The sequence below is a fragment of the Auraticoccus cholistanensis genome, assembly GCF_009742705.1.
In the GTDB taxonomy this organism is placed as follows: domain Bacteria; phylum Actinomycetota; class Actinomycetes; order Propionibacteriales; family Propionibacteriaceae; genus Auraticoccus; species Auraticoccus cholistanensis.
On sequence record NZ_WPCU01000010.1, the window covers coordinates 561,386 to 584,021 of the forward strand.

The window sequence follows — 22,636 nt, forward strand, 5'->3', positions numbered from 1 at the left end:
AAGTCAACGCTTCACAGCTACGCTGGGGACATGGACGCCGGCCCGCTGCAGGACACCCTCGACGTCTCCGACCCGGCGCTGCTCCGCGCGCTCGGTCACCCGGTGCGGATGCGGGTGCTGATGGAGATCGGCAGCACCCGGACGCTGACGGCCACCGAGGTGGCCCGGCTGACCGGCCTGACGCCCTCGGCGGCCAGCCACCACCTCCGCTTCCTCGAGCGGCACGGGCTGATCGAGCGCGCCCCCGGCGAGGGCGACCAGCGGACCCGGCCGTGGCGCCGCAGCCACCGCAGCCTCAACCTCGGCCGCCCCGACGACCCCGCGCAGCGCTCGGCGCTGGAGCTGACGGTGCGGGCGCAGCTGGGCATCCTGGCCGACGACCTGACCGCGGGCCTGCCCGGTGAGCAGGACCGCTCGCTGCTCTCCACCGGCACCCACCGGCTGCGCCCGGAGGAGGTGGAGGAGCTCCGCACCGAGCTGCTGGCGCTGGCCGAGCGCTGGAGCCGGCGGTCGGAGGCCAACGGCCCCGAGGTGCCCCGGGTGCGGCTGGCGCTGGCGGTCGCCCCGCTGGACGACCCCGCGGACTAGAGTTCCCGCCGTGGCACGCAGACGACCCCCCTCGCCGCGGCCGGCCCGGCGCGCACCGGACCCGCACCCGAGCGGGGCCCGTCCTCCCCGGCTGCCGGCGGGCTCGCTGCCGCGCCACGTCGCGATCGTGATGGACGGCAACGGCCGCTGGGCCAAGGCCCGGGGGCTCCCCCGCACCGACGGGCACGCCCGTGGCGAGGACGCCCTCTTCGACGTCATCGCCGGGGCGATCGAGGTCGGCATCCCCTACCTGTCGGCCTACGCCTTCTCCACCGAGAACTGGCGCCGCTCCCCCGACGAGGTCCGCTGGCTGATGGGCTTCAACCGCGACGTGATCCACCGCCGCCGGGACCAGCTCGACGCGATGGGGGTCCGGATCCGGTGGGCCGGGCGGCGTCCGCGGCTGTGGAAGAGCGTGATCGAGGAGCTGGAGACGGCCGAGCAGCAGAGCGCGGACAACGACGTGCTGACCCTGCAGTTCTGCGTCAACTACGGCGGCCGGGCCGAGATCGTCGACGCCGCCCGCCGGATCGCCGAGCTGGCCCGCGAGGGGCGGCTGGACCCGTCCCGGCTGACCGAGGACCGGTTCCGGCAGTTCCTCGACGAGCCCGACATCCCCGACGTGGACCTGTTCCTGCGCAGCTCGGGCGAGCAGCGCACGTCCAACTTCCTGCTCTGGCAGTCCGCCTACGCCGAGATGGTCTTCCTGGACCGGCTCTGGCCCGACTTCGACCGCCGCGACCTCTGGCACGCCCTCGAGGTCTACGCCGCCCGGGACCGCCGCTACGGCGGGGCCGTGCCCAACCAGGTCGGCGAGGCGGCCAGCGAGACCACGGATGCGACCAGCCGCTCGGCCGAGCCGGGGGCGAACGGGGCCGGCATCCCGTAGTAGCGGTGGGCGTCGGCCACCTCGTAGCCGCCGTGCTGGTACTCCTCGCGGGTCGGCAGGTAGCCGGGGCAGTCGTCGGCGTAGCCCAGCACCACCACGTCACCCGGCAGCGCCGCGGTGAGCTCTTCCGCGGTCCGCCAGAACGGCTCGCCCGGCAGCAGCGCCAGCGACAGGTCGCCGAGTCCGAGCAGGGCGACCGGCACCGTGTACCGGTCCGCCGGCACCCGGTGCTCGGCCCAGTCGATCCAGCTGGCCAGCAGCGCCCGCTCCCCGGCCGGCGCCTGCCGGGCGCGCCGGCGCCACCGCTCGACGTCGGCGCTCACGGCGGCGTCTTCGAGCTGCTGCAGCTCCAGCTCCACCTCGCCGCGGCGGACGGTCACGACCGGCGAGCTCAGCGGCCGGGTCGGGGCCGCGACCGCGAGCCGGCCGAGCCGGCGGCCGATCTCCTCCGCGGCGGCGAAGCCGCGCGCCGGGTCCGGCTCGGTGGTGTAGGAGGCCTCGGCCGGGTGGCCGTCGTTGAGGTCGCCGGCGCAGCCGGTGGCGAAGACCGCGACGGCGCCGGGGAGGGCCTCCTCGACCTCGGTCCGCAGCCCGTGCACGAAGTCCGCCGACAGCTGGCGGTTGCTGGCGTCCAGCACCACCGGGTGGCAGGCGTAGCCGACCAGCACCGCACGCACCCGTCCGTCGGCGTCGGTGCACCGCAGCACGTCCACCGGCGGATCGACCTCGCGGTCGGGGTGGCGGCGGTTCCGCGCGACCCCGGCGCCCCGGGCCGAGCCGCGGTGCAGGGTGCAGGGGACGCGGGCGGCCGCCGCCCGCCGGCAGGCCGTGACGGCGGCCTCCACCAGGGCCTGCTCGACCTCGGGCCGGCACCCGCCGAGCCGGCCCGGGGTGCACTCCGGGCCGGCGTGGGTGTGGGTGGTCAGCAGGTGCACCGCGCCGGGATCGTCCGGCCGCACCTGCTCGGCCACCCGCCGGCAGGTGGCGGCGGTGAGCCCGCAGACGTCGAGCACCACCAGCACGGCGTCGGTGAGGTCCAGGGCGCGCGCGGTCAGCGGGTCGTGGGTGCCCGTGCTGGGCTCGGTGCGGGCGGCGTAGCCCACCATCCGCACCGGGTCCGGCAGCTCGAGCTCGGCGACGCCGACGCCGACGGCGAGCTCGTGCGGACCCACCTCGCTCAGCCGACCCGGTTCACCGCGGCGGTGACCGCCTTGAGCGAGGCGCGGGTGATGTTGGCGTCGATGCCGACCCCCCACACCACGCGGGCCTGCTCGCCGGTGCCCACCTCGCACTCGAGGTAGGCCGCGGCCAGGGCGTCGCCGCCGGCGGAGAGGGCGTGCTCGGTGTAGTCCAGCACCCGGACCGGGTAGCCGATGCTGGACAGCGCGTCCACGTAGGCCGACACCGGGCCGTTGCCCTCGCCGCTGACGGTGCGCTCGGTGCCGCGGTCGACCACCCGGGCCTCGATCTGGTCGTCGACCTCGACCCCGGAGCGGGTGTGCACCTCGGCCAGCACCAGCGGGCCCGCGGGCTCCAGGTACTCGCCGCGGAAGATGTCCCACAGCAGGTCGGCCGACATCTCGCCGCCCTCGGTGTCGCTGCGCTGCTGCACCACCCGGGAGAACTCGATCTGCAGCCGCCGGGGCAGGTCGAGGCGGTGCTCGGACTTCATGATGTAGGCCATCCCGCCCTTGCCGGACTGGGAGTTGACCCGGATCACGGCCTCGTAGGAGCGGCCGACGTCGTGGGGGTCGATGGGCAGGTAGGGCGCCTCCCAGGCGACCTCGTGGACGTCCACGCCCTGCTCGGCGGCCTTGCGCTCGAGGTCCTCCAGACCCTTCTTGATGGCGTCCTGGTGGGAGCCGGAGAAGGCGGTGTAGACCAGGTCGCCCGCGTAGGGGTGGCGCGGGTGGACCGGCAGGTTGGTGCAGTACTCCACCGTGCGACGGATCTCGTCGATGTCGGAGAAGTCGATCTTGGGGTCGATGCCCTGGCTGAACAGGTTCATCCCCAGGGTCACCAGGTCGACGTTGCCGGTGCGCTCGCCGTGGCCGAACAGGCAGCCCTCGACGCGGTCGGCACCGGCCATCAGCGCCAGCTCGGTGGCGGCCACCGCGGTCCCCCGGTCGTTGTGGGGGTGCAGCGAGATGACGGCGTGCTCGCGGTGGTCGATGGAGCGGGAGAAGTACTCGATCTGGTCGGCGTAGGTGTTGGGCGTCGACATCTCGACCGTGGCCGGCAGGTTGAGGATGATCTCGCGGCCCGGGCCCGGCTGCCAGACCGACATCACCGCGTTGCAGACCTCCACCGCGTAGTCGGTGGGGGTCTGGGTGAAGATCTCCGGGGAGTACTGGTAGCCGAACTCGACGCCGGCCAGCTTCTCCTCGGCGTACTTCATCACCAGCTCGGTGCCGCGGGTGGCCAGCGCGATGCACTCGGCCTCGTCCATCTTGAACACCACCCGGCGGAACAGCTCGGCGGTGGCGTTGTACAGGTGGACGGTGGCCCGGTGCGCCCCGACCAGCGACTCCACGGTCCGCTCGATCAGGTCCTCCCGCGCCTGGGTCAGCACCGAGATGGTGACGTCGTCGGGGAGCAGGTCCTGCTCGATCAGCTGGCGGACGAAGTCGAAGTCGGTCTGGCTGGCGGAGGGGAAGCCGACCTCGATCTCCTTGTAGCCCATCCGCACCAGCATCTCGAACATGCGGTGCTTGCGGGCGGGGGTCATCGGGTCGATCAGCGCCTGGTTGCCGTCACGCAGGTCGGTGGAGAGCCACCGCGGCGCCTGGGTGATCTTCTTCGTCGGCCAGGTCCGGTCGGGGACGTCGACGGGCTGGAAGGCGGTGTAGCGGCCGAACGGCATCGGGCTGGGCTGCTGCACCGGGCGCGGCTGCGGGCGGGTGGAACGGCTGGTGGTGGGGATGGTCATCGGGTGTCCTCTGCTCCTGGGTCCGTGGGAACGGCACGACGAACTCCGCAGCGAGGAGGCCGGTCAGGTGTACTGAGCCCCGCTGCGGCAGGTGAGGAGGAGGAACCGTGCCACACCCGCACCATAGCCCAGGCGGCCCGGCCCGCCAATCCCGCGGGGTCGGATGGTGGACGCGCGGCACGGGCGGGGCGGGGGCGCCGGGCCGGCCGGGCGGGCACGGGCCGCATGGACCCGCGCTGCCGGGGTAGCCGGAGGAGGTCAGTGCCCGAGCGAAGGAGGAGCAGCCGTGGTGACGTCGATCGCCCGTCAGACCGAGCGCCAGCTGGGCGGGCCGCGCAGCGTGCTCGTCCGCCAGCAGCGCGACCACCAGGAGCTCGACCGGCTGGTGCACGCCATCGACGCCGCCGAGGGCGACGAGCGCCTGGACCTGCTCACCGACCTGGCCCGGCTGGTGTTCCCGCACGCCTTCGCCGAGGAGTCGGTGCTGTGGCCCGCGATCCGCCGGGTGCTGCCGGAGGGCGAGCAGCTCACCCTGCAGATCGAGCAGGAGCACCAGGAGATCAACGAGCTGTGGAGCGAGCTGGAGCAGACCACGCCCGGCGACGGCCGCCACGAGGAGCTGTGGCCGAGGATCGTCGAGCTGCTGCGCGAGGACGTCCGCGACGAGGAGGACGAGCTGCTCCCCCGGCTGCAGGAGAAGCTGGGGCGCCGCGGGCTCGTCCAGCTCGGGCTGTCGTGGGAGGTGGTGCGTCGGATCGCGCCGACGCGCCCGCACCCGGTGGTGGCCCGCCGCCCGCCGGGCAACGTGGCGGCCGCGCTGCCGATGACCGTGCTCGACCGCTCCCGCGACCTGCTGGACCGCACCGCCCGCACCCGGGACGGCCGGGTGGCCCAGCTCGCCGGCGGGCTCAGCCGGGCCGCCGCCGGCGTCGCCGGCCGCCTCGAGCACGTGCCGCCGCTCACCGAGGGCGAGGACCCCAGCACCCACTCCGGCCGCTCCGACCGCACCTGACCCGCCGCACTTCCCCGCTCCCGGCTTCCGCACCTCCCGACCGCCGCCGCCCTGCCCGCGTGTATGTCGTCGCGGTCACGGTCGGCGTGTCGCGGCGTGTCGGGCTGTCACGGCCCGACGGCGTACACGTTCCCAGGGTGATCGCCCTCATCCCCGTCCGGGCGCGTGTCCGGGCCCGGCTGCGGGCCGCCTGAGCCGGGCTCGCGGCCGCGGCCCTGAAGACGTGTACGCCGTGGCGCCCGGACACGGCGACACGCCGCGCCACGCCGACCGTGACCCCGACGACATACAGCCGGGCAGGGTGCGGGGCGCTGGGACGGGGGCGGGGCGGCGCGTGACGGAGGGTCAGAAGCCGAGGCGGTTGAGGGACTTGGCGTCGCGCTGCCAGTCCTTCATGACCTTGACCTTGAGGTCCAGGTGGACCGGGGTGCCGAGCAGGGTCTGGATCTGCATGCGGGCGGCGGTGCCGACGTCGCGCAGCCGCGAGCCCCGGTGGCCGATGACGATGCCCTTCTGGGAGTCGCGCTCGACCACCATGGTGGCGAAGACGTCGAGCAGCGGCTTGTCCTCGGGGCGGCCCTCGCGCAGCCCCATCTCGTCCACCACCACGGTGATCGAGTGCGGCAGCTCGTCGCGGACGCCCTCCAGCGCGGCCTCGCGGATCAGCTCGGCCACCAGCACCTCGTCGGGCTCGTCGGTCACCTCGCCGTCCGGGTAGTAGGCCGGGCCGGGCGGCAGCAGCCCGATGATCTCGTCGGTGACCACGTCGACCTGGTCGTCGGTCAGCGCCGACACCGGGATGATGTGCTCCCAGCGCAGCCCCAGCTCGGCCTCCAGCGCGCCGATGGACATCAGGTGCTCGCGCAGCCGGGGCCCGGAGACGAGGTCGGTCTTGGTGGCCAGCGCCACCAGCTTGGGACGGCGGCTGAGCGCGGCGACCTGCTGCACCAGGTAGGTGTCGCCGGGCCCGATCCGCTGGTCCGAGGGCAGGCAGACGCCGATCACGTCGACCTCGGACCAGGTGGCGCGCACGACGTCGTTGAGCCGCTCGCCCAGCAGGGTCCGGGGCTTGTGCAGCCCGGGGGTGTCGATCAGCACCAGCTGCGCGTCGGGGCGGGTGACGATGCCCTTGACCGCGTGCCGGGTGGTCTGCGGCTTGGAGGAGGCGATGGCCACCTTGCTGCCCACGACGGCGTTGGTCAGCGTGGACTTGCCGGCGTTGGGCCGGCCGACGAAGCAGGCGAACCCCGAGCGGAACTCAGGCGGTGTGGTGGTCATCGGCTCCTGCTCTGGTGGTGTCCGGCGTGTGCTGGACGGGTCGTGGGTCGGGCTCGGGCTGCTCGGCGCCGTCGGTGTCGTCCGGCTCGGCGGCCGGCCCGCCCTCCTCGGGCGCGCGCTGCACCAGCACGGTACCGATGCCCTTGCGCCGCCCGCCGGCGCGCTCGGCCACCAGCTCCAGGCCCTCGACGACCACCGAGGAGCCGGCGATCGGGACCCGTCCCAGGTGCTTGGCCAGCAGCCCGCCGATGGTGTCGACGTCCTCGTCCTCGAGCCGGATCCCGAACAGCTCTCCGACCTCGTCGACGGCCAGCCGCGAGGTGACCCGGTAGCGGCCCGGCCCGAGCTCGGTGACGGGATCGACCTCGCGGTCGTACTCGTCGACGATCTCGCCGACGATCTCCTCCAGGATGTCCTCGATGGTGGCCAGCCCGGCGGTGCCGCCGAACTCGTCGACCACCATGACCAGGTGGCTGCGGGTCAGCTGCATCTCGCGCAGCAGGGCGTCCACCGGCTTGGAGTCGGGCACCCAGGTCACCGGCCGCATCACCTTCGACACCCGCTCCGACGTCTCGGCGCGCGGGTTGTCGAACTGGCGGCGCATCAGGTCCTTGAGGTAGACCACGCCGACGACGTCGTCCAGCCCGTCGCGGGTGACCGGGATCCGGCTGTAGCCCGAGCGCAGCGCCAGCGAGACCGCCTGCCGCAGCGACTTGTGCTCCTCGATCGAGACGATCTCGGTGCGCGGCACCATCACCTCCTTGACGATGGTGTCGCCGAGCTCGAAGACGGAATGGATCATCCGGCGCTCGCGCGCCTCGATCAGCTCGCTGGCCTCGGCCATGTCCACCAGCTCACGCAGCTCGGCCTCGCTGGAGAACGGCCCGTCGCTGAACCCGCGGCCCGGGGTGAGCGCGTTGCCGATGAGGATGAGCAGCTGCGGCACCGGGCCGAGCACCGAGGTCAGCGCCCCCAGCGGCCCGGCGGCGGCGCAGGCCACCCGGTCGGCGTGCTGGCGGCCCAGCGTGCGCGGGGCGACGCCCCACAGCAGGAACGAGACGACGATCATCGACCCGGCGGCCACCAGGTACTGCAGCCAGGTCGGCTCGAGGTGGGCGAAGACCACGTCGGCGACCAGCACGATCGCGGTGATCTCGCAGATGGTGCGCAGGAAGAGCGCGGTGTTGAGGTACGGCGCCGGGTCCTGCACCACCACCAGCAGCCGGGCCGCACCCGGACGCCCGTCGTCGACGAGCTCCTGGGCGCGGGCCTTGGAGAAGGAGGCGAGCGCGGACTCGGCCGCCGCCAGCAGGGCGGCCACCACGGCCAGCACGCCGGCGGAGACCAGCAGCACGACGTCGGCCTGGGTCACCGCGCCGCCCTCCGGGCCGCCGGCGGGGGTTGGTCGTCGTCCACCTCAGCGCCCCCGGGCGAGCGGGCGCTCGTCGGCCCAGGCGGCCAGCAGCGCGTCCTTGAGGTCGAACATGACCTTCTTCTCCTCGGGCTCGGCGTGGTCGTGACCGAGCAGGTGCAGCAGGCCGTGCACCAGCAGGTACTCCGCCTCCTGCTCGGCGGTCCGGCCGTGCTCGGCGGCCTGCCGGCTGGTGACGCTCGGGCACAGCACGATGTCGCCCAGCAGCCCCTCCGGCGGGTCCTCGTCGTCCAGCGGGGCGCGCAGCTCGTCCATCGGGAAGGAGAGCACGTCGGTGGGACCGGGCTCGCCCATGAACCGCTCGTGGTAGGCCGACATGGTCTCCTCGTCGACCAGCACGATGCTCAGCTCGGCCAGCGGGTGGATCCGCAGCCGGTCCAGCACGAACGTCGCCAGGGCCACCAGGCCAGCGGTGTCGACCTGCTGGCCCGACTCGTTGTTGAGCTCGACCGTCACCGCGGGCCCGTCACCGGTTCGAGCGGCGGCGTGCGCCGTTCTGCTCGGCCTGCACCGACTCGAACTGGTCGTAGGCGGCGACGATCCGCCCGACCAGCTTGTGCCGCACCACGTCGTGGTTGGTGAGCTGGCAGAAGGCGATGTCCTCCACGCCCTCGAGCACGCCCTGCACCGCGCGCAGACCGCTGCGGGTGCCCCCGGGCAGGTCGACCTGGGTGATGTCGCCGGTGACCACCATCTTGGCCCCGAACCCGAGCCGGGTCAGGAACATCTTCATCTGCTCCATCGAGGTGTTCTGGGCCTCGTCGAGGATGATGAAGGCGTCGTTGAGGGTGCGCCCGCGCATGTAGGCCAGCGGGGCCACCTCGATGGTGCCGGAGGTCAGCAGCCGCGGGATCGAGTCGGGGTCGACCATGTCGTGCAGCGCGTCGTAGAGCGGACGCAGGTAGGGGTCGATCTTCTCGTTCAGCGTGCCGGGCAGGAAGCCCAGGCTCTCCCCCGCCTCGACCGCCGGCCGGGTCAGGATGATGCGGTTGACGTCCTTGCGCTGCAGCGCCTGCACCGCCTTCGCCATGGCCAGGTAGGTCTTGCCGGTACCGGCGGGGCCGATGCCGAACACGACGGTGTGGCGGTCGATGGCGTCGACGTAGCGCTTCTGGTTCAGCGTCTTGGGCCGGATCGTCCTGCCGCGGTTGGACAGGATGTTCTGGGTCAGCACCTCGGCCGGGGTGGTGTCGGCGCTCTGGCCCATCATCGAGACCAGCCGCTCGACGGTGTCGGCGGCCAGACCCTGGCCGGTGCGCAGCACGGTGATCATCTCGGTCAGCACGTCGGCGCCCTGGGCGATGGCCTCGGGGGCGCCGGTGAGGGTGACCTCGTTGCCCCGCACGTGGATGTCGGCGTCCAGCTCGCGCTCGAGGATCCGCAGGAACTCGTCGCGGGGGCCGAGGACGTTGACCATGTCGATGGAGGTGGGGACGGTGATGCGGCGGGTGCCGCCGACCTCCGCGGTGGTGGCGAGCGCCGGCCCCTCACCGGTGGTGGGGTGGATGCTCGCGCCCTGTGGTGTCGTCAGGATGGTCCTCCGTGGTTCCGCCGGGACGTCAGTGGCCTCCGGCGATCGTGTCTGTGCCGCCATCCTACGTCGCCGACGCCCGGCGCCCCAGGGAGTTGCCGGAAGCGGCCAGGTGGCGCGCGGAGGCCGGCTCCGCACGCCACCCGGGGTGGTCAGACCCGCAGGTCCGGGTCGTCGGGCAGCGTGACGGTGTCGTCGTCCACCACGTGCACGGCGGCCTCCTCGGCCCCGGCACCGGCGTTGTCGATGCCGACGTCGGTGGCCACCAGGTCCTTCTCGACGTCGGGCACGCCCATCCCCTCCCCGCCGGAGGAGGAGGTCAGCCGGCCGGCCCGCTCGTCGCCCACCTGGGCGTCGTCGAGGAACTCCGCGTCCTCGGCCACGACGTCCTCCGCGGTGGTGTCGGAGTCCAGGGTCTGCGGGGCGGGCAGGTCGTCGTCCACGCCGATGTCGGGCTCCTCCTGGGCGATCCGCTGGTCGAGGGTCTCGCCCTCGCGCTGCTCGGCGACGGTGTTGCCGAAGCCCTCGGCCGCCGACCAGCCGTCGGGGGCCGTGAAGCCCTGGTCGAGCGGGTCGTCGCCGGGCTTCTCGTCCTCCAGGGTGCGGTGGAACTCGCCCTGGTCCAGCTGCTCGGCCTCGTCGGGGACGATGTCGTCTGAGTAGTCGCTCATGGTGCTCCTCGCTGTGTCGGGTCGGTGGTCCTGGGCGGGACCGCTCAGGTGAGCGGGGTCCCGGCGCCCTCGCGGATCGGCGGCGGCGGGGTCACGTTGGCCTCGCGGTTCTCCGCGCCGACCATCCAGGCCAGCTGCTCCAGCCGCTCCAGGATGCCGTGCAGGATGTCGGCGCTGGTCGGGTCCTCGGCGTCGACGGCGTCGTGCACCTCCCGCATCCGGGCGCAGGCGGCGTACATGGCCGCCACCACCAGGTCGACGGTCGTGGTCGTGTCCACCTCGCCCTCGGGGAAGGGCGGCAGCGAGGTCTTCTCGGCCACCGTGGTCGCCCGGCCGTCGGGGGTGATGTAGAGCGCGCGCATGCGCTCGGCCACGTCGTCGGAGAACTGGCGGGCGGCGTCGACGATCTCGTCGAGCTGCAGGTGCAGGTCGCGGAAGTTGCGGCCGACCACGTTCCAGTGGGCCTGCTTGCCCTGCAGGTGCAGCTCGATCAGGTCCACGTGCACCGCCTGAAGGTGGTCGGCCAGCTCCTGGGACGCCTTGAAGGCCGGTCTCACCATGCTGTTCTCCTCTCCTCGCTCGCGGCCGGTCGGTCACCGGCCGGCTCGTCACGCACACGGCCCCGCATGACGGGGCCGTCGCGACGTTACCCGGCCCCGGCCGAGCCACACCGCCGGCCGCCCGGACGCAGGACCGCCCTTGACGGCGTCCGGGCCGGTGCTTAGCGTCGGCGCCACGCTCCGCCTCCGGGCGGATCGGCAGAGTGACCCACCCCCCTGTCGCTCGGCCCCCGAAGCGACGCCACAGGAAGGCTCAGCCGTGACCCACCCCCGTCCCGCACGCCCCCGCGTGCTCACCCTGGCCGTCGCCGCCCTCACCGCCTGCGCGGTGGTCGGCGGCGTCGGACCGGCCCCCGCCTCGGCCGAGGCCCGCTCCGGCATGGAGCAGGCGCTCGCCCGCAGCGAGGGCACCACCGTGGCCCAGGCCCGCCAGCAGATCGCCACCGAGAACGCCCTCAGCGCCAAGGCCGCCCGCCTCGACGCCTCCCTCGCCGACAGCGAGCACGCCGGCAGCTGGATCGCCGGCGACGAGCTCGTGGTGGCGGTCACCACCGACGAGGCGGCGGCCGAGGTCCGTGCCGCGGGCGCCAGGCCCGAGACCGTCCGGCGCAGCCAGGCCGACCTTGACGCCGTCCAGGCCCGGCTCGACCGCCTGGCCCGCACCGGCGGGGCCGGCGGCGTGCTCAGCTGGGGCGCCGACCCCCGCTCCAACGCCGTGACCGTCGAGGTGGCCGCCGGCGCCGACGACGCCGCCACCGAGGCCTTCGTGGCCGAGGCCGAGGAGCTGGGCGCGGAGGTCGTGCGCAGCGGGGCCGAGATCCGTCCGCTGGCCTCGGTGCTGGGCGGCCAGGAGTACGTCATCGACAACGCCTACGTGTGCTCCACCGGCTTCGGCGCCCGCGACTCCGCCGGCCGCCCGGTGGTGGTGACCGCGGGGCACTGCACCGAGGGCGCCAGCCGCTTCACCTTCCGGGGCACCACACTCGGCACGCACCGCAGCACCCGCTTCCCCGGCGACGACTGGGGCACCATCGCCGCCGCCAGCACGCACACCCTGGTGGCCGCGGTCGACACCTACGACGGCTCCTCCGTCCGGGTCGCCGGGTCCACGGCGGCCGCGGTGGGCGCCAACCTGTGCAAGAGCGGACGGACCACCGACTGGACCTGCGGACGGGTCACCGGGCTCAACCGCACGGTCAACTACGGCGGCGGTGACATCGTCAGCGGGCTGACCGAGCACACCGCCTGCGTCGAGCAGGGCGACTCCGGCGGCGCCAACGTCTCCGGCACGCAGGCCCAGGGGGTCAGCAGCGGCGGCGCCCTCTACAGCTCCGGCGGCAGCCTCGTCTGCGGCGAGAAGGTGGGCCAGCGCAACGCCGCCTACTTCCAGCCGCTGAACGAGGTGCTGCAGCGCGAGGGGCTGCGGCTGCTGACCAGCTGAGGGGCACCACCCGCGCGCCGGCCGGTGGGCCCCCGGCTCACCGGCCGGCCAGCGCCAGCAGCTGCGCGACGGCCACCACCCCGGCGGTGGAGGTGCGCAGCACGGTGTCGGTGAGCAGCACCGGGCGCCCGCCGGCCCCGGCCAGGGCGGACAGCTCCTCATCGGTGATGCCGCCCTCGGGCCCGACCACCAGCGCCAGCGAACCGCCGACCGGCGGCGGGTCGGCGGCCAGCGTCCGGGCGGCGGACTCGTGCAGCACCAGCACGTGGTCGACCCCGGCCAGCCGCGGCACCAGCTGGCGGGTGCTGTGCACCGGCTCGACCACCGGGACGCTCAGCCGGCGCGACTGCTTGGCCGCCTCGCGGGCACTGGCCTGCCACCTCGCCCGGGACCGCTCGCCGCGCTCGCCCTGCCAGCGCACGACCGAGCGCGCCGACTGCCAGGGCACCACCACGTCCACCCCGACCTCGGTCAGCACCTCCACCGCCAGCTCGGCCCGGTCGCCCTTGGGCAGGGCCTGCACCACCGTCAGGTGCCAGGGGCGCGGGGTCTCGGTCAGCAGCTCCCGGACCAGCACCCGGACCTCGGAGCGCTCGGCCGAGACCACCTCGCCGCGGACGCCGCGGCCCCCGCCGTCGGCGAGCACCACCGACTCCCCCGGGGCCAGCCGCTTGACCGTGGCGGCGTGACGGCCCTCCGGCCCGTCCAGCAGCACGGTGTCCCCCACCGCCGGCGACGGCTGCAGGGGGTGCAGGAAGCAGGGGTCAGTCATGCCCGCCGAAGGCCTCGCGGAGGCGGGAGAACACGCCCTTGCCGGTCTTCTGCACCGTGGGCTGCACGGTGGCCTCGTCGCGCAGCTCGGCCAGGCGGCGCAGCAGCTCGCGCTGCTCCTCGTCCAGCCGGGTCGGGGTCTGCACCAGGAAGGTGACGCCCAGGTCGCCCCGGCCGCCGCCGCGCAGCCGCGGCACGCCCTGGCCGGGGACGGCCACCCGCGCCCCGGACTGGGTGCCGGCGGGCACCTCCAGCTCGACCTCGGGCTCGCCGAGGTCGTCGTCGGGACGGTCGGCGGCCAGCGTCTGCACGGTCACCGTGGTGCCCAGCGCGGCGGCGGTCATCGGGATCCGCACCACCATCTCCAGGTCGTCGCCCTCGCGGCGGAAGACGTCGTGGTTGCGCACGGCCAGCTCGACGAAGAGGTCCCCGGCGGGACCGCCGCCGGGGCCGACCTCGCCGTGGTTGGCCAGGTGGATCCGGTTGCCGGTGGCCACCCCGGCCGGGATCTTGACGTTGATGGTGCGCTGGGCGCGGACGCGGCCCTCCCCGGCGCACTCGTGGCAGGGGTTGGGGATGATCGTCCCGTAGCCGCGGCAGCCGGGGCAGGGCTGGGTGGTGCGGATGTCGCCCAGGAAGGAGCGCTGCACCGCGGTGACCTCGCCCTGGCCGTGGCAGGTGGGGCACCGGGTGGGCTCGCCGCCGTCGGCCGCGCCCTTGCCGCTGCAGACCGGGCACAGCACGGCCGTGTCGACCCGGACCGGCTTGGTGATGCCGAACGCCGCCTCGGCCAGGTCCAGCTGCAGCCGGACGAGCGCGTCCTGGCCGCGGCGCACCCGCGAGCGGGGGCCGCGGGTGGCCTGGCCGCCGAACATGGCGTCGACGAGGTTGGTGAAGTCGAAGCCGGCGCTGCCGCCGAACCCGCCGGGGAAGCCCTGGCCGCCGAAGCCGCCCATCGAGCTCGGGTCGCCGCCGCGGTCGTAGATGTCGCGCTTGCGGGGGTCCTTGAGGGTCTCGTAGGCCTCGTTGATCTGCTTGAACTTCTCGTTGGCGTCCTCGGTCTGGGCGACGTCGGGGTGCACCTTCATGGCCAGCTTGCGGTAGGCCTTCTTGATCTGGTCCTCGGTCGCGTCGCGCGGGACGCCCAGGACCTCGTAGTAGTCGGTGCTCATCGTCGTGTCGTCGTCCTTCTTCCCGGGTGCGCGGGTGGGAGGGGCCAGCGGCGTGGCCCGTGGTCGGGTGGGCGGGCGGGTCAGCTCTCGGCGAGGAAGCGGCCGACGTAGCGGGCCACGGCTCGCACCGAGGCCATGGTGGAGGGGTAGTCCATGCGGGTGGGCCCCACCACGCCCAGGCTGGCCCAGATGTCGCCGTCGCTGCCGTAGGCGCTGGCCACCAGGGAGGTGGTCTGCAGCTCACGGTACGGGTTCTCCTGCCCGATCCGCACCGTGACGTCGCCCGGGGTGGCCGCCTCGCCCAGCAGCTTGAGCAGCACCACCTGCTCCTCGAGGGCCTCCAGCACCGGCTTGACCGTCGTCTCGAACTCGTCGCCGAACCGGGTCAGGTTCGGCACCCCGCCCACCACCACGCGGGTGGCCGTGCTGGTGCCGAGGACCTCGAGCAGGGTGCTGCTGACCTGGGCGGCCATCGCGCCGAGGTGCGGGGGGACGTGGTCGGCCATCGTGCCCAGGCTGCTGGCGGCGTCGGTCAGGCTGGCACCGGCGGTGGCCGCGTTGACCAGGGTGCGCAGCTCGGCCAGGTCGGCCTCGCCGTGCCCGGGCAGGTCCACCGAGCGCTGGTGCACCTTGCCGGTGCTGGTGATGACGATGGCCAGCACCCGGTCGGCGCTGAGCGAGACGAGCTCGATGTGGCGCAGCGACTCGCTGCTGAGCACCGGGTACTGCACGATCGCGACCTGGCGGGTGACCTGGGCCAGCAGCCGGACGGTGCGGCCCACCACGTCGTCGAGGTCGAGGGCGCCGGAGAGGAAGGTGCTGATGGCGCGGCGCTCCGCCGGCGACAGCGGCTTGACCCCGGCGAGGCGGTCGATGAAGAGCCGGTAGCCCTTGTCGGTGGGGATGCGCCCGGCGCTGGTGTGGGGCTGGGTGATGTACCCCTCCTCCTCCAGCGCGGCCATGTCGTTGCGGACGGTGGCCGGCGAGACGCCGAGGTTGTGGCGCTCGACCAGGGCCTTGGAACCGACCGGCTCCTGGCTGGAGACGTAGTCGGACACGATGGCCCGCAGCACCTGCAGCTTCCTGTCCTCCAGCACGTCCTCCTCCTCCCCGCACGGGGCGACTGGCACTCCTCCCGGCAGAGTGCCAGTCTAGCCGTTGTGCAACCAGGAGCGGGTAGGTCCGGGTCGTGGCAGCTGGTGGCCGACCGGGTGTGGAGGGCCGTGGCCGAGCCGGACTCGGTCACCGTGGCGGTGGTGGCCGGCGAGGAGGCGGCGCTGGTGGTCGACCCCGGTTCCACGCCGGAGCAGGGCCGGGCGCTGCGGGCCGAGGCCGAGGAGCTGACCGGGCTGCCGGTGCGCGGCGCGGTGGCCACCCACGCCCACTCCGACCACGCCTTCGGGCTCGCCGCCTTCGACGACCTGACCACCTGGGGCCACGAGGGCCTGGCCGAGGCGCTGAGGGCGGAGCCGGCCCGCACGGCGGCCCGCCGGCTCGGGCTGGACCCGGCCGCGCTGGCGGCCCCCAACCGTCCCTTCGCGCTGGCGGCCGGTGTGGACCTCGGCGGTCGCTGGGTCGAGCTGGCCCACCTGGGCGAGGGCCACACCACCTCCGACGTCGTGGTGGTGGTGGCCGACGCCGGCGTCGTGCTGGTCGGCGACCTGCTGGAGTCCGCGGGTCCGCCGTGGTGGGGCGAGGACTCGGCCCCGGACGCCTGGCCGGCCACCCTGGACGCCGTGCTCGGTCTGCTGGCCGGCGGCCGCGTCCGGGCGCTGCCGGGGCACGGTCCCGCCCTCTCCTTCTCCGACGCGCTGCTGCAGCGCGGTCAGGTGGCGGCCGTGGCCGGGGAGATCGAGCGGCTGCTGGTGGCCGGCACCCCGGTGGAGCAGGCCGCCGCGCAGGGCAGCTGGCCCTTCCCGGTCGAGCACGTCGCCGCCGGCGTCCCCACCGGCTACCGGCGGCTCACCGAGCGGGGCGTGCGGCCGTCCCGCGACCTGCCGATCACCCCCGTCCGCCGCCCGGACTGACCCCGGGCGCCTCTCACCCCGCGAGGGCGTCGACCACCGTGTCGGTGACGCGGGGACTCGCGCCCACCACCAGCGGAGCGCCCCCGGAGGTGGCCCGGTAGTGCTCGCCGGTGGTCAGCCGGGCCTCACCGCCCAGCTCGCGCAGCATCAGCGTGCCCGGCACGTGGTCCCACGGCCGGGGCGCGGAGTACACCACGAAGTCGGTCTCGCCGGTGAGCAGCCGCGGGTAGTCCACCCCGCAGCACCAGGCCGAGGTGCCGATCGGTCCCAGCGGCGGGAAGGAGGCGTCGCGCCAGCGGGCCCGGGAGCTGACCCCGCGCCAGCTGCCCGGGTCGTCGCCGACCGGCTCGCGGTGCACCCGGTGGCCGTCGCGCCACACGCCGGCGCCGAGCTCGGCCACCCAGGAGGTGCGGTGCTGGGGCTGGTGGATCCAGGCCCGCACCGCCCGCCCGGAGCGGAGCTCGGCCACCATCACGGCGTGGTCCTCCGAGCCGCGGACGAAGTTGGCGGTGCCGTCGATGGGGTCGATCACCCAGGCGTGCTCGGCCCGACCCAGCCCGTCCAGCAGCGACGGGTCGGCGGCCACCGCCTCCTCGCCCACCACCAGGGCGTCGGGGTGGGCGGCGCTGAGCGCGGCGGTCAGCGCGGCCTCGGCCTCGGTGTCGGCCACCGTGACGAGGTCGCCGGGGTTCTTCTCCCGCACCTGGCCCTCGCCGAGGCGGCGGAAGCGGGGGGTGACCACGTCCTCGGCCACCGTGACGATCAGCTGCAGCACGTCGGAGGTGTCCATGGTGGACAGCCAACCACGGCCGGGACCGCGCCCGCCCGCCCGGGTGCCCCACCTCCCGCGCGGGCCGCCTCGTCGGGTGGCGCGCCGTCCCAGGTGCCACAATGCCCACCAGCCGCGACGCCCGCCCGGGCGCAGGCGCCCCGACGCGAGGAGACCCATGGGCCGGATCACGATCCGCACCGTCGCCGAGGCGTGCGGGGTGTCGCCCTCGACGGTCTCCAACGCCTACAACCGCCCCGGGCAGCTGTCGGCGGCGCTGCGGGAGCGGATCCTGGCCACCGCCGAGGAGCTCGGCTACCCCGGGCCGAGCGCGGCCGGGCGGTCGCTGCGCTCGGGCCGGGCCGGCGCGATCGGCGTGCTGCTGTCCAACCAGCTCTCCTACGCCTTCTCCGACCCCTACGCCATCGGCTTCCTGGTCGGGGTGACCCAGGCCTGCGAGCGGGCCGGGGTGAGCGTGCTGCTGCTCAGCGCCGAGCACCCCGAGGGCGGGCCGGACCTGAGCGCGATCCAGCGGGCCAACATCGACGGCATCATCACCCTCACCTTCGACACCCACCCCAGCGTGCTGGAGCACGCCCGCCGCCGCGGTCTGCCGGTGGTCACCACCTACCCCGGCGCGGGCGACCACTCGGTGGCCGTGGACGACGTCCGGGCCGGCGAGCTGGTGGGTGCCCACCTGCACGGTCTGGGCCACCGGCGGGTGGCCTGCGTGGTGGGCACCAGCTCCTCGACCGGGACGCCGGTCACCGCCGTCGAGGCGCTGGCCGACCTGGACTACGTCGACCGGGTCACCGGCCTGCGCTCGGCGCTGCCCGACGCGGAGGTGACGATCTTCTCCGCCCGCCACAACTCCTTCGACACCGGCCGGGCGGCCGCGGACGCGGTGCTGGCCGTGGACCCGTGGCCGACGGCGGTGGTCTGCTCCAGCGACGTGCTCGCCCTCGGTCTGCAGCACGAGCTGCGCGAGCGCGGGGTGCAGGTGCCGGGCCAGATCTCGGTGGCCGGCTTCGACGACATCGACGAGGCCGCCATCGGCGACCTCACCACGGTGGCGCAGCCGATCGTCGACAAGGGACGGCTGGCCGCCGGCATGCTGCTGGGCGACGACGCGGGCCCGGCCCACGTGCTGCTCGAGGTCTCCCTGGTGGCCCGGGGCTCCACCGCCCCGCCGCGGGGCTGAGCGGGGCGTCTCAGCCGGACCCGCGGGAGCCGACCTCGGCGAGCCGCCGTGCGATGTCGGCCCGGGCCTCGTCGGGGACCTTGCGGCCGAGCAGCTCCTCCACCGTCCGGCCGGGGACCCAGCGGGTGTGGGCACGGACGTCCTCGGCCAGCGCCGGGTCGACCGCCGCGAGCCCCTCGAAGAAGGCCGCGTAGCCCGTCGGGTCGTCGACCAGCCGGGTCAGCGGCGAGTCCAGGCCGAGGGGGGTGGAGGGCTGCGCCGGCGCCCGCGCCGGGCACGTCCAGGCGTGGTCCCCCGAGCCGACCGTCAGCTCCCGCCCGTCGGGCAGCCGGACCCGCGCGGTGGTGTTCGGCGGGACGGTGGCCTGCACCACCAGCTCGTCGCCGTCGCGCCGCCAGCCGGCCCGGGCGGGCCCGTAGGGGGTGCGGTGCTCGGCGGCGGCGTGGTCGAGGCCGGCGAGCGGGACGGGGGCGATGCGCAGCACCCGGTAGCCCGGCTCCGCCGGGGCCAGCCCGGCCAGGCAGCGGTGCAGCCAGTCGGCCACCGCGCCGAAGGCGTAGTGGTTGAACGAGGTCATCTGGCCGGGGTTGATGGTGCCGTCGGGCAGCATCGAGTCCCACCGCTCCCAGATGGTGGTCGCCCCCATGGTGACCGGGTAGAGCCACGACGGGTTCTCGGTCTGGGTCAGCAGGCGGCCCGCGGTGGCGGCGTGGCCGGTGCGGGTCAGCGCGTCGCAGATGATCGGCGTGCCCACGAACCCGGTGCCGATCCGGTAGCCCTGCTCGCGGACCAGCCCGGCCAGCCGGTCGCCCAGGGCCTGCTGCTGCTCGGGCGGGGCGAGGTCGAAGGCGATGGCCAGCGCGTAGGCGGTCTGCGCGTCCGACATCATCCGCCCCGCCGGGGTGACGTACTCGGCCAGGAAGGCCGTCCGCACGCGTTCGGCGACCTCCCGGTAGCACCGCTCGACCTCGTCGTGGCCCAGCACGGCGGCGGCCCGGGCCGTCAGCTGCGCGGAGCGGAAGACGTAGGCCGTGGCCACCAGGTCCGGCGAGGTGGCGGCCGCGGCCGGGCGGTCCGGGGGCGCCACCGGGTCCAGCCAGTCGCCGAACTGGAAGCAGCCCTCCCACAGCGACCTCTCCCCCGCCAGCGCCACCACCACGTCGGTCCAGGCACGGGCGCTGTCCAGCTGGTCCGCCAGCACCTGCCGGTCGGCGAAGCGCTCGAAGAGCACCCACGGCACCACGCAGGCGGCGTCCCCCCAGGCCGCCGCCGGCCGCGGCGGGGTGCGGGGCGGCGGGTTCGGCACCACGAAGGGGACCACCCCGCCGGCGTGACGCTGCTCCAGCGCCAGGTCGCGCAGCCAGGAGGCCAGGAAGCCGCGGGTGTCGTAGAGGAAGGCGGCCGTGGGTGCGAACACCTGGATGTCGCCGGTCCAGCCCAGCCGCTCGTCGCGCTGCGGACAGTCGGTGGGCAGGGAGAGGAAGTTGCCGCGCAGGCTCCACACCACGTTCTCGTGCAGCCGGTCCAGCAGCGGGTGCGAGCAGCTGAACCAGCCGGTGCGCTCCATGTCGCTGTGCACGACGACGGCCGTGACGTCGGACGGGTCGACCTCCACCCCGCTCAGCTCGGCGTAGCGGAAGCCGTGGAAGGTGAACTCGGGCTCCCACACCTCCTCGCCGGTGCCGGCGAGGGTGCAGCTGTCGGTGGCCGCCGCCCGCCGCAGCGGCCGGGTGCCGAGCTCGCCGTGCTCGAGCACCTCGGCGTGGCGCAGGGTGAGCACCTCGCCGGCGCCGCCGCGCACCCGGACCCGCAGCCGTCCCACCAGGTTCTGCCCGAAGTCGAGCACCGTCCCGCCCGACGGCGTGGTGATCACGTCGACCACGCCGCGCTCCTCGGTGCGTCGCACCGCGGGCGAGCGCCGCGGCTCGGGCACCACCGGGCTCGGCCGGACCTCGGCCGGGGCCCAGCCGGAGTCGTCGAACCCCGGGCTGTCCCAGCCCGGCTGCCGCCGCCGGAGGTCGACGTGCTCGCCCTGGTAGATGCCGCTGGCCACCACCGGGCCGGGGCTCACCCGCCACCCGGGACCGGTGAGCACCTCCTCGAGGCGCCCGTCGGCGTACTCCACCACGAGCTGGGCGGCCACCTGCGGCTGCTCGGCGTAGAAGCCCCGCTGCCGCCCCGGGGGTCCGTAGCGCTCGGTGGCCCAGGCCCCGGCGAAGCGGATGCCCAGGGCGTTGGTGCCCGGCACCAGCAGCGCGGTGACGTCGGTGGTCTCGTGCACCATGCGGTACTGGTAGGCCGTCCAGCCCGGCTTGAGCACCTGGTCGTCGACGTCGGTGCCGTTGAGGACCGCCTGGTAGGCCCCGAGCGCGGTGGCGTACAGCGTGGCGGAGCGGACCTCGCCGGCCACCTCGAACTCGGTGCGCGCCAGCCCGGGCTGGGCGACCGCCGTCGGCCCGGGCAGCCCGACCGCCTCCGCCCGCCACGCGCCCTCGGCGAGGAACCCGCCGCGGACGGTGACCGGTTCGCTCCACTCCCCCGGCCCGCCGTCGCGGCCGCGCACCCGCACCCGCACGTCCGCCGCCTCCCGCGGGGCGAGCGGGGCGAACGGCCAGGGGACCAGCACCGAGTCGGGGCCCTCGAGCACGACCGGCTCCCCGTCGTCGCGCCGGAGCTCGGCACCGGTCTGCACCCAGTCGGGGGTGTCGGTGACGGTGGTCCAGCTCAGCGCCGGGGTGGGGGTGGGCACGAAGTCGTCACCGCTGGGACGCTCGACGGTGAGGGTCGGGACGGTGGTCACGGCTGGCTCCTGTCGCGGGGTGGGGTGGCCACGACAGAGGGACGCCGTCGTCGCACCGCCATCATGAAAACGTTTCATCAGACGTGTCAACCACCCGACCGACGGATGGCACGACACCCCGACGGCGCTCGACCGGGACCAGAACCAGCCCGCCCGTGTGATCCTTGACACACCTGCCGCGCCGACCTACCGTGGCGAGCAGGTGTTGAACCGTTTCAACGCGCGTCACCCATCTGACAAGGAGGTCAAGATGAACGCACGGAACCGACGAGCCGCGATCGCCGTGGGAGCGACGGTGCTGGCCACGTCCCTGGCGGCCTGCGGCGGAGGCGGCGGCGCCGCCGACGGCGGCACGGTCGAGATCGAGTTCCTGACCCAGGACGGTGGGACGAGCGTTCCGCTGGCCGAGGCCATGATCGAGGCCTTCCAGACGGCGAACCCCGACGTCGTGGTCAAGCTGCAGACCCAGCCCGGGGGCACCGAGGGCGACAACCTCACCAAGACCAAGCTCTCCACCCAGGAGATGTCTGACGTCTTCACCTACAACTCCGGCTCGCTGCTGCAGGCCCTCAACCCCGACCAGACGCTGGTGCCGCTGTCGGACCAGCCGTGGGTGGGTGACCTCAGCGAGGACTTCGCGCAGGTGGTGAGCACCCCCAACGGCCTGTACGGCGCCCCGGTGGGCACCTCGCGGGTGGGCGCGGTGATGTACAACCGGGCCCTCTACGAGGAGCTCGGGCTGGAGGTGCCCACCTCGTGGTCGGAGTTCATGGCCAACAACGAGACGATCGCCGCCGAGGCACCCGACGTGGCGCCGATCATCCAGACCTACGGCGACACCTGGACCAGCCAGCTGTTCGTGCTGGGCGACTTCGCCAACGTGCAGTCCGCGGACCCGCAGTGGGCCGCCGAGTACACCGCCGGCAACCGCTCCTACGCCGAGGAGCCCGGGCTGGCCGGCTTCCGCCACCAGCAGGAGGCCTTCGAGGCCGACCTGTTCAACGAGGACTTCCCCTCGGCGACCTTCGAGAACGGGCTGCGGATGCTCGCCGAGGGCGAGGGCGCCCACTACCCGATGCTCACCGACTCGATCTCCACGATCCAGCAGAACAACCCCGACGCGGTCGACGACATCGGGGTGTTCGCGCTGCCGGCCGACGACGCGGCCAACACCGCGATCACGGTGTGGCAGCCCAACGCCATCTACATCCCCAGCACCACCGAGGACGAGAAGCTCGAGGCGGCCAAGCGCTTCGTGACCTTCTTCAACTCACCCGAGGGGTGTGCCGTGCAGTCGGAGGTCCTCGTGCCCGGCGGGCCGTTCGTGACCAGCGCCTGCCCCGCACCCGAGGACGCCCCGCCGATCATCGCCGACATCCAGGAGTACTTCGACTCCGGCGCCACCACGCCCGCGCTGGAGTTCCTCTCCCCCATCAAGGGCCCCAACCTGGAGAACATCACCGTGGCGGTCGGCTCGGGGATCACCAGCGCCGCCGACGGTGCCGCCCAGTACGACGAGGACGTGCGCAAGCAGGCCCAGCAGCTCGGCCTCGAGGGCTGGTGAC

General features: G+C 74.3%; 19 protein-coding genes and 1 pseudogene. 7 read left to right on the forward strand and 13 right to left on the reverse strand.

The window, feature by feature from the left end:
• The first annotated feature begins 30 nt into the window (after positions 1-30).
• A complete protein-coding gene (locus tag GC722_RS16115; protein ID WP_156611780.1) occupies positions 31-588 on the forward strand; it encodes a winged helix-turn-helix domain-containing protein in 558 nt (185 codons plus the stop codon).
• Positions 589-718: 130 nt separating this feature from the next.
• A pseudogene (locus GC722_RS16120) lies at positions 719-1,399 on the forward strand (isoprenyl transferase); the annotation flags it as partial.
• On the opposite strand, the gene GC722_RS16125 reads toward GC722_RS16120, so the two are convergent.
• A complete protein-coding gene (locus GC722_RS16125) occupies positions 1,372-2,649 on the reverse strand; it encodes a neutral/alkaline non-lysosomal ceramidase N-terminal domain-containing protein (protein ID WP_156611782.1) in 1,278 nt (425 codons plus the stop codon). The pseudogene GC722_RS16120 and the gene GC722_RS16125 sit on opposite strands and share 28 nt — an antisense overlap.
• Positions 2,650-2,654: 5 nt before the next feature.
• Entirely contained in the window at positions 2,655-4,406 is a 1,752-nt protein-coding gene (leuA, locus tag GC722_RS16130) for a 2-isopropylmalate synthase (protein ID WP_156611784.1), read from the reverse strand.
• A 286-nt stretch (positions 4,407-4,692) separates the two neighbouring features.
• On the opposite strand from leuA, the gene GC722_RS16135 reads away from it, so the two are divergent.
• Positions 4,693-5,418, forward strand: a complete 726-nt coding sequence (locus GC722_RS16135; protein ID WP_197430216.1) for a hemerythrin domain-containing protein — start codon at positions 4,693-4,695, stop codon at positions 5,416-5,418.
• 345 nt (positions 5,419-5,763) lie between these two features.
• Here the strand turns inward: GC722_RS16135 and era are convergent, their stop codons facing one another.
• The 6 genes from era to GC722_RS16165 form a co-directional block, all read right to left on the reverse strand.
• Positions 5,764-6,696 (reverse strand): GTPase Era, encoded by a 933-nt coding sequence (gene era / locus GC722_RS16140; RefSeq protein ID WP_156611788.1) that lies wholly within the window; start codon positions 6,694-6,696, stop codon positions 5,764-5,766.
• Positions 6,677-8,068 (reverse strand): hemolysin family protein, encoded by a 1,392-nt coding sequence (locus GC722_RS16145; RefSeq protein WP_331714964.1) that lies wholly within the window; start codon positions 8,066-8,068, stop codon positions 6,677-6,679. Before GC722_RS16145 ends, era begins: the two co-directional genes overlap by 20 nt.
• 45 nt (positions 8,069-8,113) lie before the next feature.
• A complete protein-coding gene (gene ybeY / locus GC722_RS16150) occupies positions 8,114-8,584 on the reverse strand; it encodes an rRNA maturation RNase YbeY (RefSeq protein WP_331714965.1) in 471 nt (156 codons plus the stop codon).
• A gap of 10 nt (positions 8,585-8,594) precedes the next feature.
• A complete protein-coding gene (locus tag GC722_RS16155; protein ID WP_156612134.1) occupies positions 8,595-9,545 on the reverse strand; it encodes a PhoH family protein in 951 nt (316 codons plus the stop codon).
• 266 nt (positions 9,546-9,811) lie between these two features.
• Positions 9,812-10,330 (reverse strand): DUF5709 domain-containing protein, encoded by a 519-nt coding sequence (locus GC722_RS16160; RefSeq protein ID WP_156611790.1) that lies wholly within the window; start codon positions 10,328-10,330, stop codon positions 9,812-9,814.
• A gap of 44 nt (positions 10,331-10,374) precedes the next feature.
• On the reverse strand, positions 10,375-10,890 hold the full coding sequence (locus tag GC722_RS16165; RefSeq protein ID WP_156611792.1) for a Dps family protein: 516 nt from the start codon (positions 10,888-10,890) through the stop codon (positions 10,375-10,377).
• A 259-nt stretch (positions 10,891-11,149) separates the two neighbouring features.
• Between GC722_RS16165 and GC722_RS16170 the strand changes: the two genes are divergently transcribed.
• Positions 11,150-12,331 carry an alpha-lytic protease prodomain-containing protein gene (locus GC722_RS16170; RefSeq protein WP_156611794.1) on the forward strand — a complete coding sequence of 394 codons (1,182 nt, stop codon included), beginning with the start codon at positions 11,150-11,152 and terminating at the stop codon, positions 12,329-12,331.
• A 37-nt stretch (positions 12,332-12,368) separates the two neighbouring features.
• Here GC722_RS16170 and GC722_RS16175 read toward each other — a convergent pair whose 3' ends face one another.
• The 3 genes from GC722_RS16175 to hrcA form a co-directional block, all read right to left on the reverse strand.
• A complete protein-coding gene (locus GC722_RS16175; protein ID WP_156611796.1) occupies positions 12,369-13,103 on the reverse strand; it encodes a 16S rRNA (uracil(1498)-N(3))-methyltransferase in 735 nt (244 codons plus the stop codon).
• A complete protein-coding gene (gene dnaJ / locus GC722_RS16180; RefSeq protein WP_156611799.1) occupies positions 13,096-14,274 on the reverse strand; it encodes a molecular chaperone DnaJ in 1,179 nt (392 codons plus the stop codon). The genes GC722_RS16175 and dnaJ overlap by 8 nt, the downstream gene beginning before the upstream one ends.
• Before the next feature lie 80 nt (positions 14,275-14,354).
• Positions 14,355-15,371: a heat-inducible transcriptional repressor HrcA gene (gene hrcA, locus GC722_RS16185; protein WP_331714966.1), complete on the reverse strand. Its 1,017-nt coding sequence runs from the start codon at positions 15,369-15,371 to the stop codon at positions 14,355-14,357.
• A 126-nt stretch (positions 15,372-15,497) separates the two neighbouring features.
• Here hrcA and GC722_RS16190 point away from each other — a divergent pair, with 126 nt between their 5' ends.
• Positions 15,498-16,301: an MBL fold metallo-hydrolase gene (locus GC722_RS16190; RefSeq protein WP_197430217.1), complete on the forward strand. Its 804-nt coding sequence runs from the start codon at positions 15,498-15,500 to the stop codon at positions 16,299-16,301.
• A gap of 13 nt (positions 16,302-16,314) precedes the next feature.
• On the opposite strand, the gene GC722_RS16195 is transcribed toward GC722_RS16190, so the two are convergent.
• Positions 16,315-17,091, reverse strand: coding sequence for an inositol monophosphatase family protein (locus GC722_RS16195; protein ID WP_156611804.1), 777 nt, complete (start codon positions 17,089-17,091; stop codon positions 16,315-16,317).
• A 157-nt stretch (positions 17,092-17,248) separates the two neighbouring features.
• On the opposite strand from GC722_RS16195, the gene GC722_RS16200 reads away from it, so the two are divergent.
• Positions 17,249-18,271 (forward strand): LacI family DNA-binding transcriptional regulator, encoded by a 1,023-nt coding sequence (locus GC722_RS16200; RefSeq protein ID WP_156611807.1) that lies wholly within the window; start codon positions 17,249-17,251, stop codon positions 18,269-18,271.
• Between the two features lie 10 nt (positions 18,272-18,281).
• Here the strand turns inward: GC722_RS16200 and GC722_RS16205 are convergent, their stop codons facing one another.
• Positions 18,282-21,071, reverse strand: a complete 2,790-nt coding sequence (locus GC722_RS16205; RefSeq protein ID WP_197430218.1) for an alpha-L-rhamnosidase — start codon at positions 21,069-21,071, stop codon at positions 18,282-18,284.
• Between the two features lie 250 nt (positions 21,072-21,321).
• Here GC722_RS16205 and GC722_RS16210 point away from each other — a divergent pair, with 250 nt between their 5' ends.
• The gene (locus GC722_RS16210) at positions 21,322-22,635 is read left to right on the forward strand and encodes an ABC transporter substrate-binding protein (RefSeq protein WP_156611811.1); all 1,314 of its coding nucleotides are present in this window, start codon (positions 21,322-21,324) and stop codon (positions 22,633-22,635) included.
• Position 22,636: the final 1 nt, after the last annotated feature.

Excerpts from the sequence above, each read along its gene's own strand:
- GC722_RS16115 (WP_156611780.1), top strand. The coding sequence starts at position 31 with ATGGACGCCGGCCCGCTGCAGGACACCCTCGACGTCTCCGACCCGGCG.
- leuA (WP_156611784.1), bottom strand. The coding sequence starts at position 4,406 with ATGACCATCCCCACCACCAGCCGTTCCACCCGCCCGCAGCCGCGCCCG.
- era (WP_156611788.1), bottom strand. The coding sequence starts at position 6,696 with ATGACCACCACACCGCCTGAGTTCCGCTCGGGGTTCGCCTGCTTCGTC.
- GC722_RS16155 (WP_156612134.1), bottom strand. The coding sequence starts at position 9,545 with ATGGTCAACGTCCTCGGCCCCCGCGACGAGTTCCTGCGGATCCTCGAG.
- GC722_RS16160 (WP_156611790.1), bottom strand. The coding sequence starts at position 10,330 with ATGAGCGACTACTCAGACGACATCGTCCCCGACGAGGCCGAGCAGCTG.
- GC722_RS16165 (WP_156611792.1), bottom strand. The coding sequence starts at position 10,890 with ATGGTGAGACCGGCCTTCAAGGCGTCCCAGGAGCTGGCCGACCACCTT.
- GC722_RS16175 (WP_156611796.1), bottom strand. The coding sequence starts at position 13,103 with ATGACTGACCCCTGCTTCCTGCACCCCCTGCAGCCGTCGCCGGCGGTG.
- dnaJ (WP_156611799.1), bottom strand. The coding sequence starts at position 14,274 with ATGAGCACCGACTACTACGAGGTCCTGGGCGTCCCGCGCGACGCGACC.
- GC722_RS16195 (WP_156611804.1), bottom strand. The coding sequence starts at position 17,091 with ATGGACACCTCCGACGTGCTGCAGCTGATCGTCACGGTGGCCGAGGAC.
- GC722_RS16200 (WP_156611807.1), top strand. The coding sequence starts at position 17,249 with ATGGGCCGGATCACGATCCGCACCGTCGCCGAGGCGTGCGGGGTGTCG.
- GC722_RS16210 (WP_156611811.1), top strand. The coding sequence starts at position 21,322 with ATGAACGCACGGAACCGACGAGCCGCGATCGCCGTGGGAGCGACGGTG.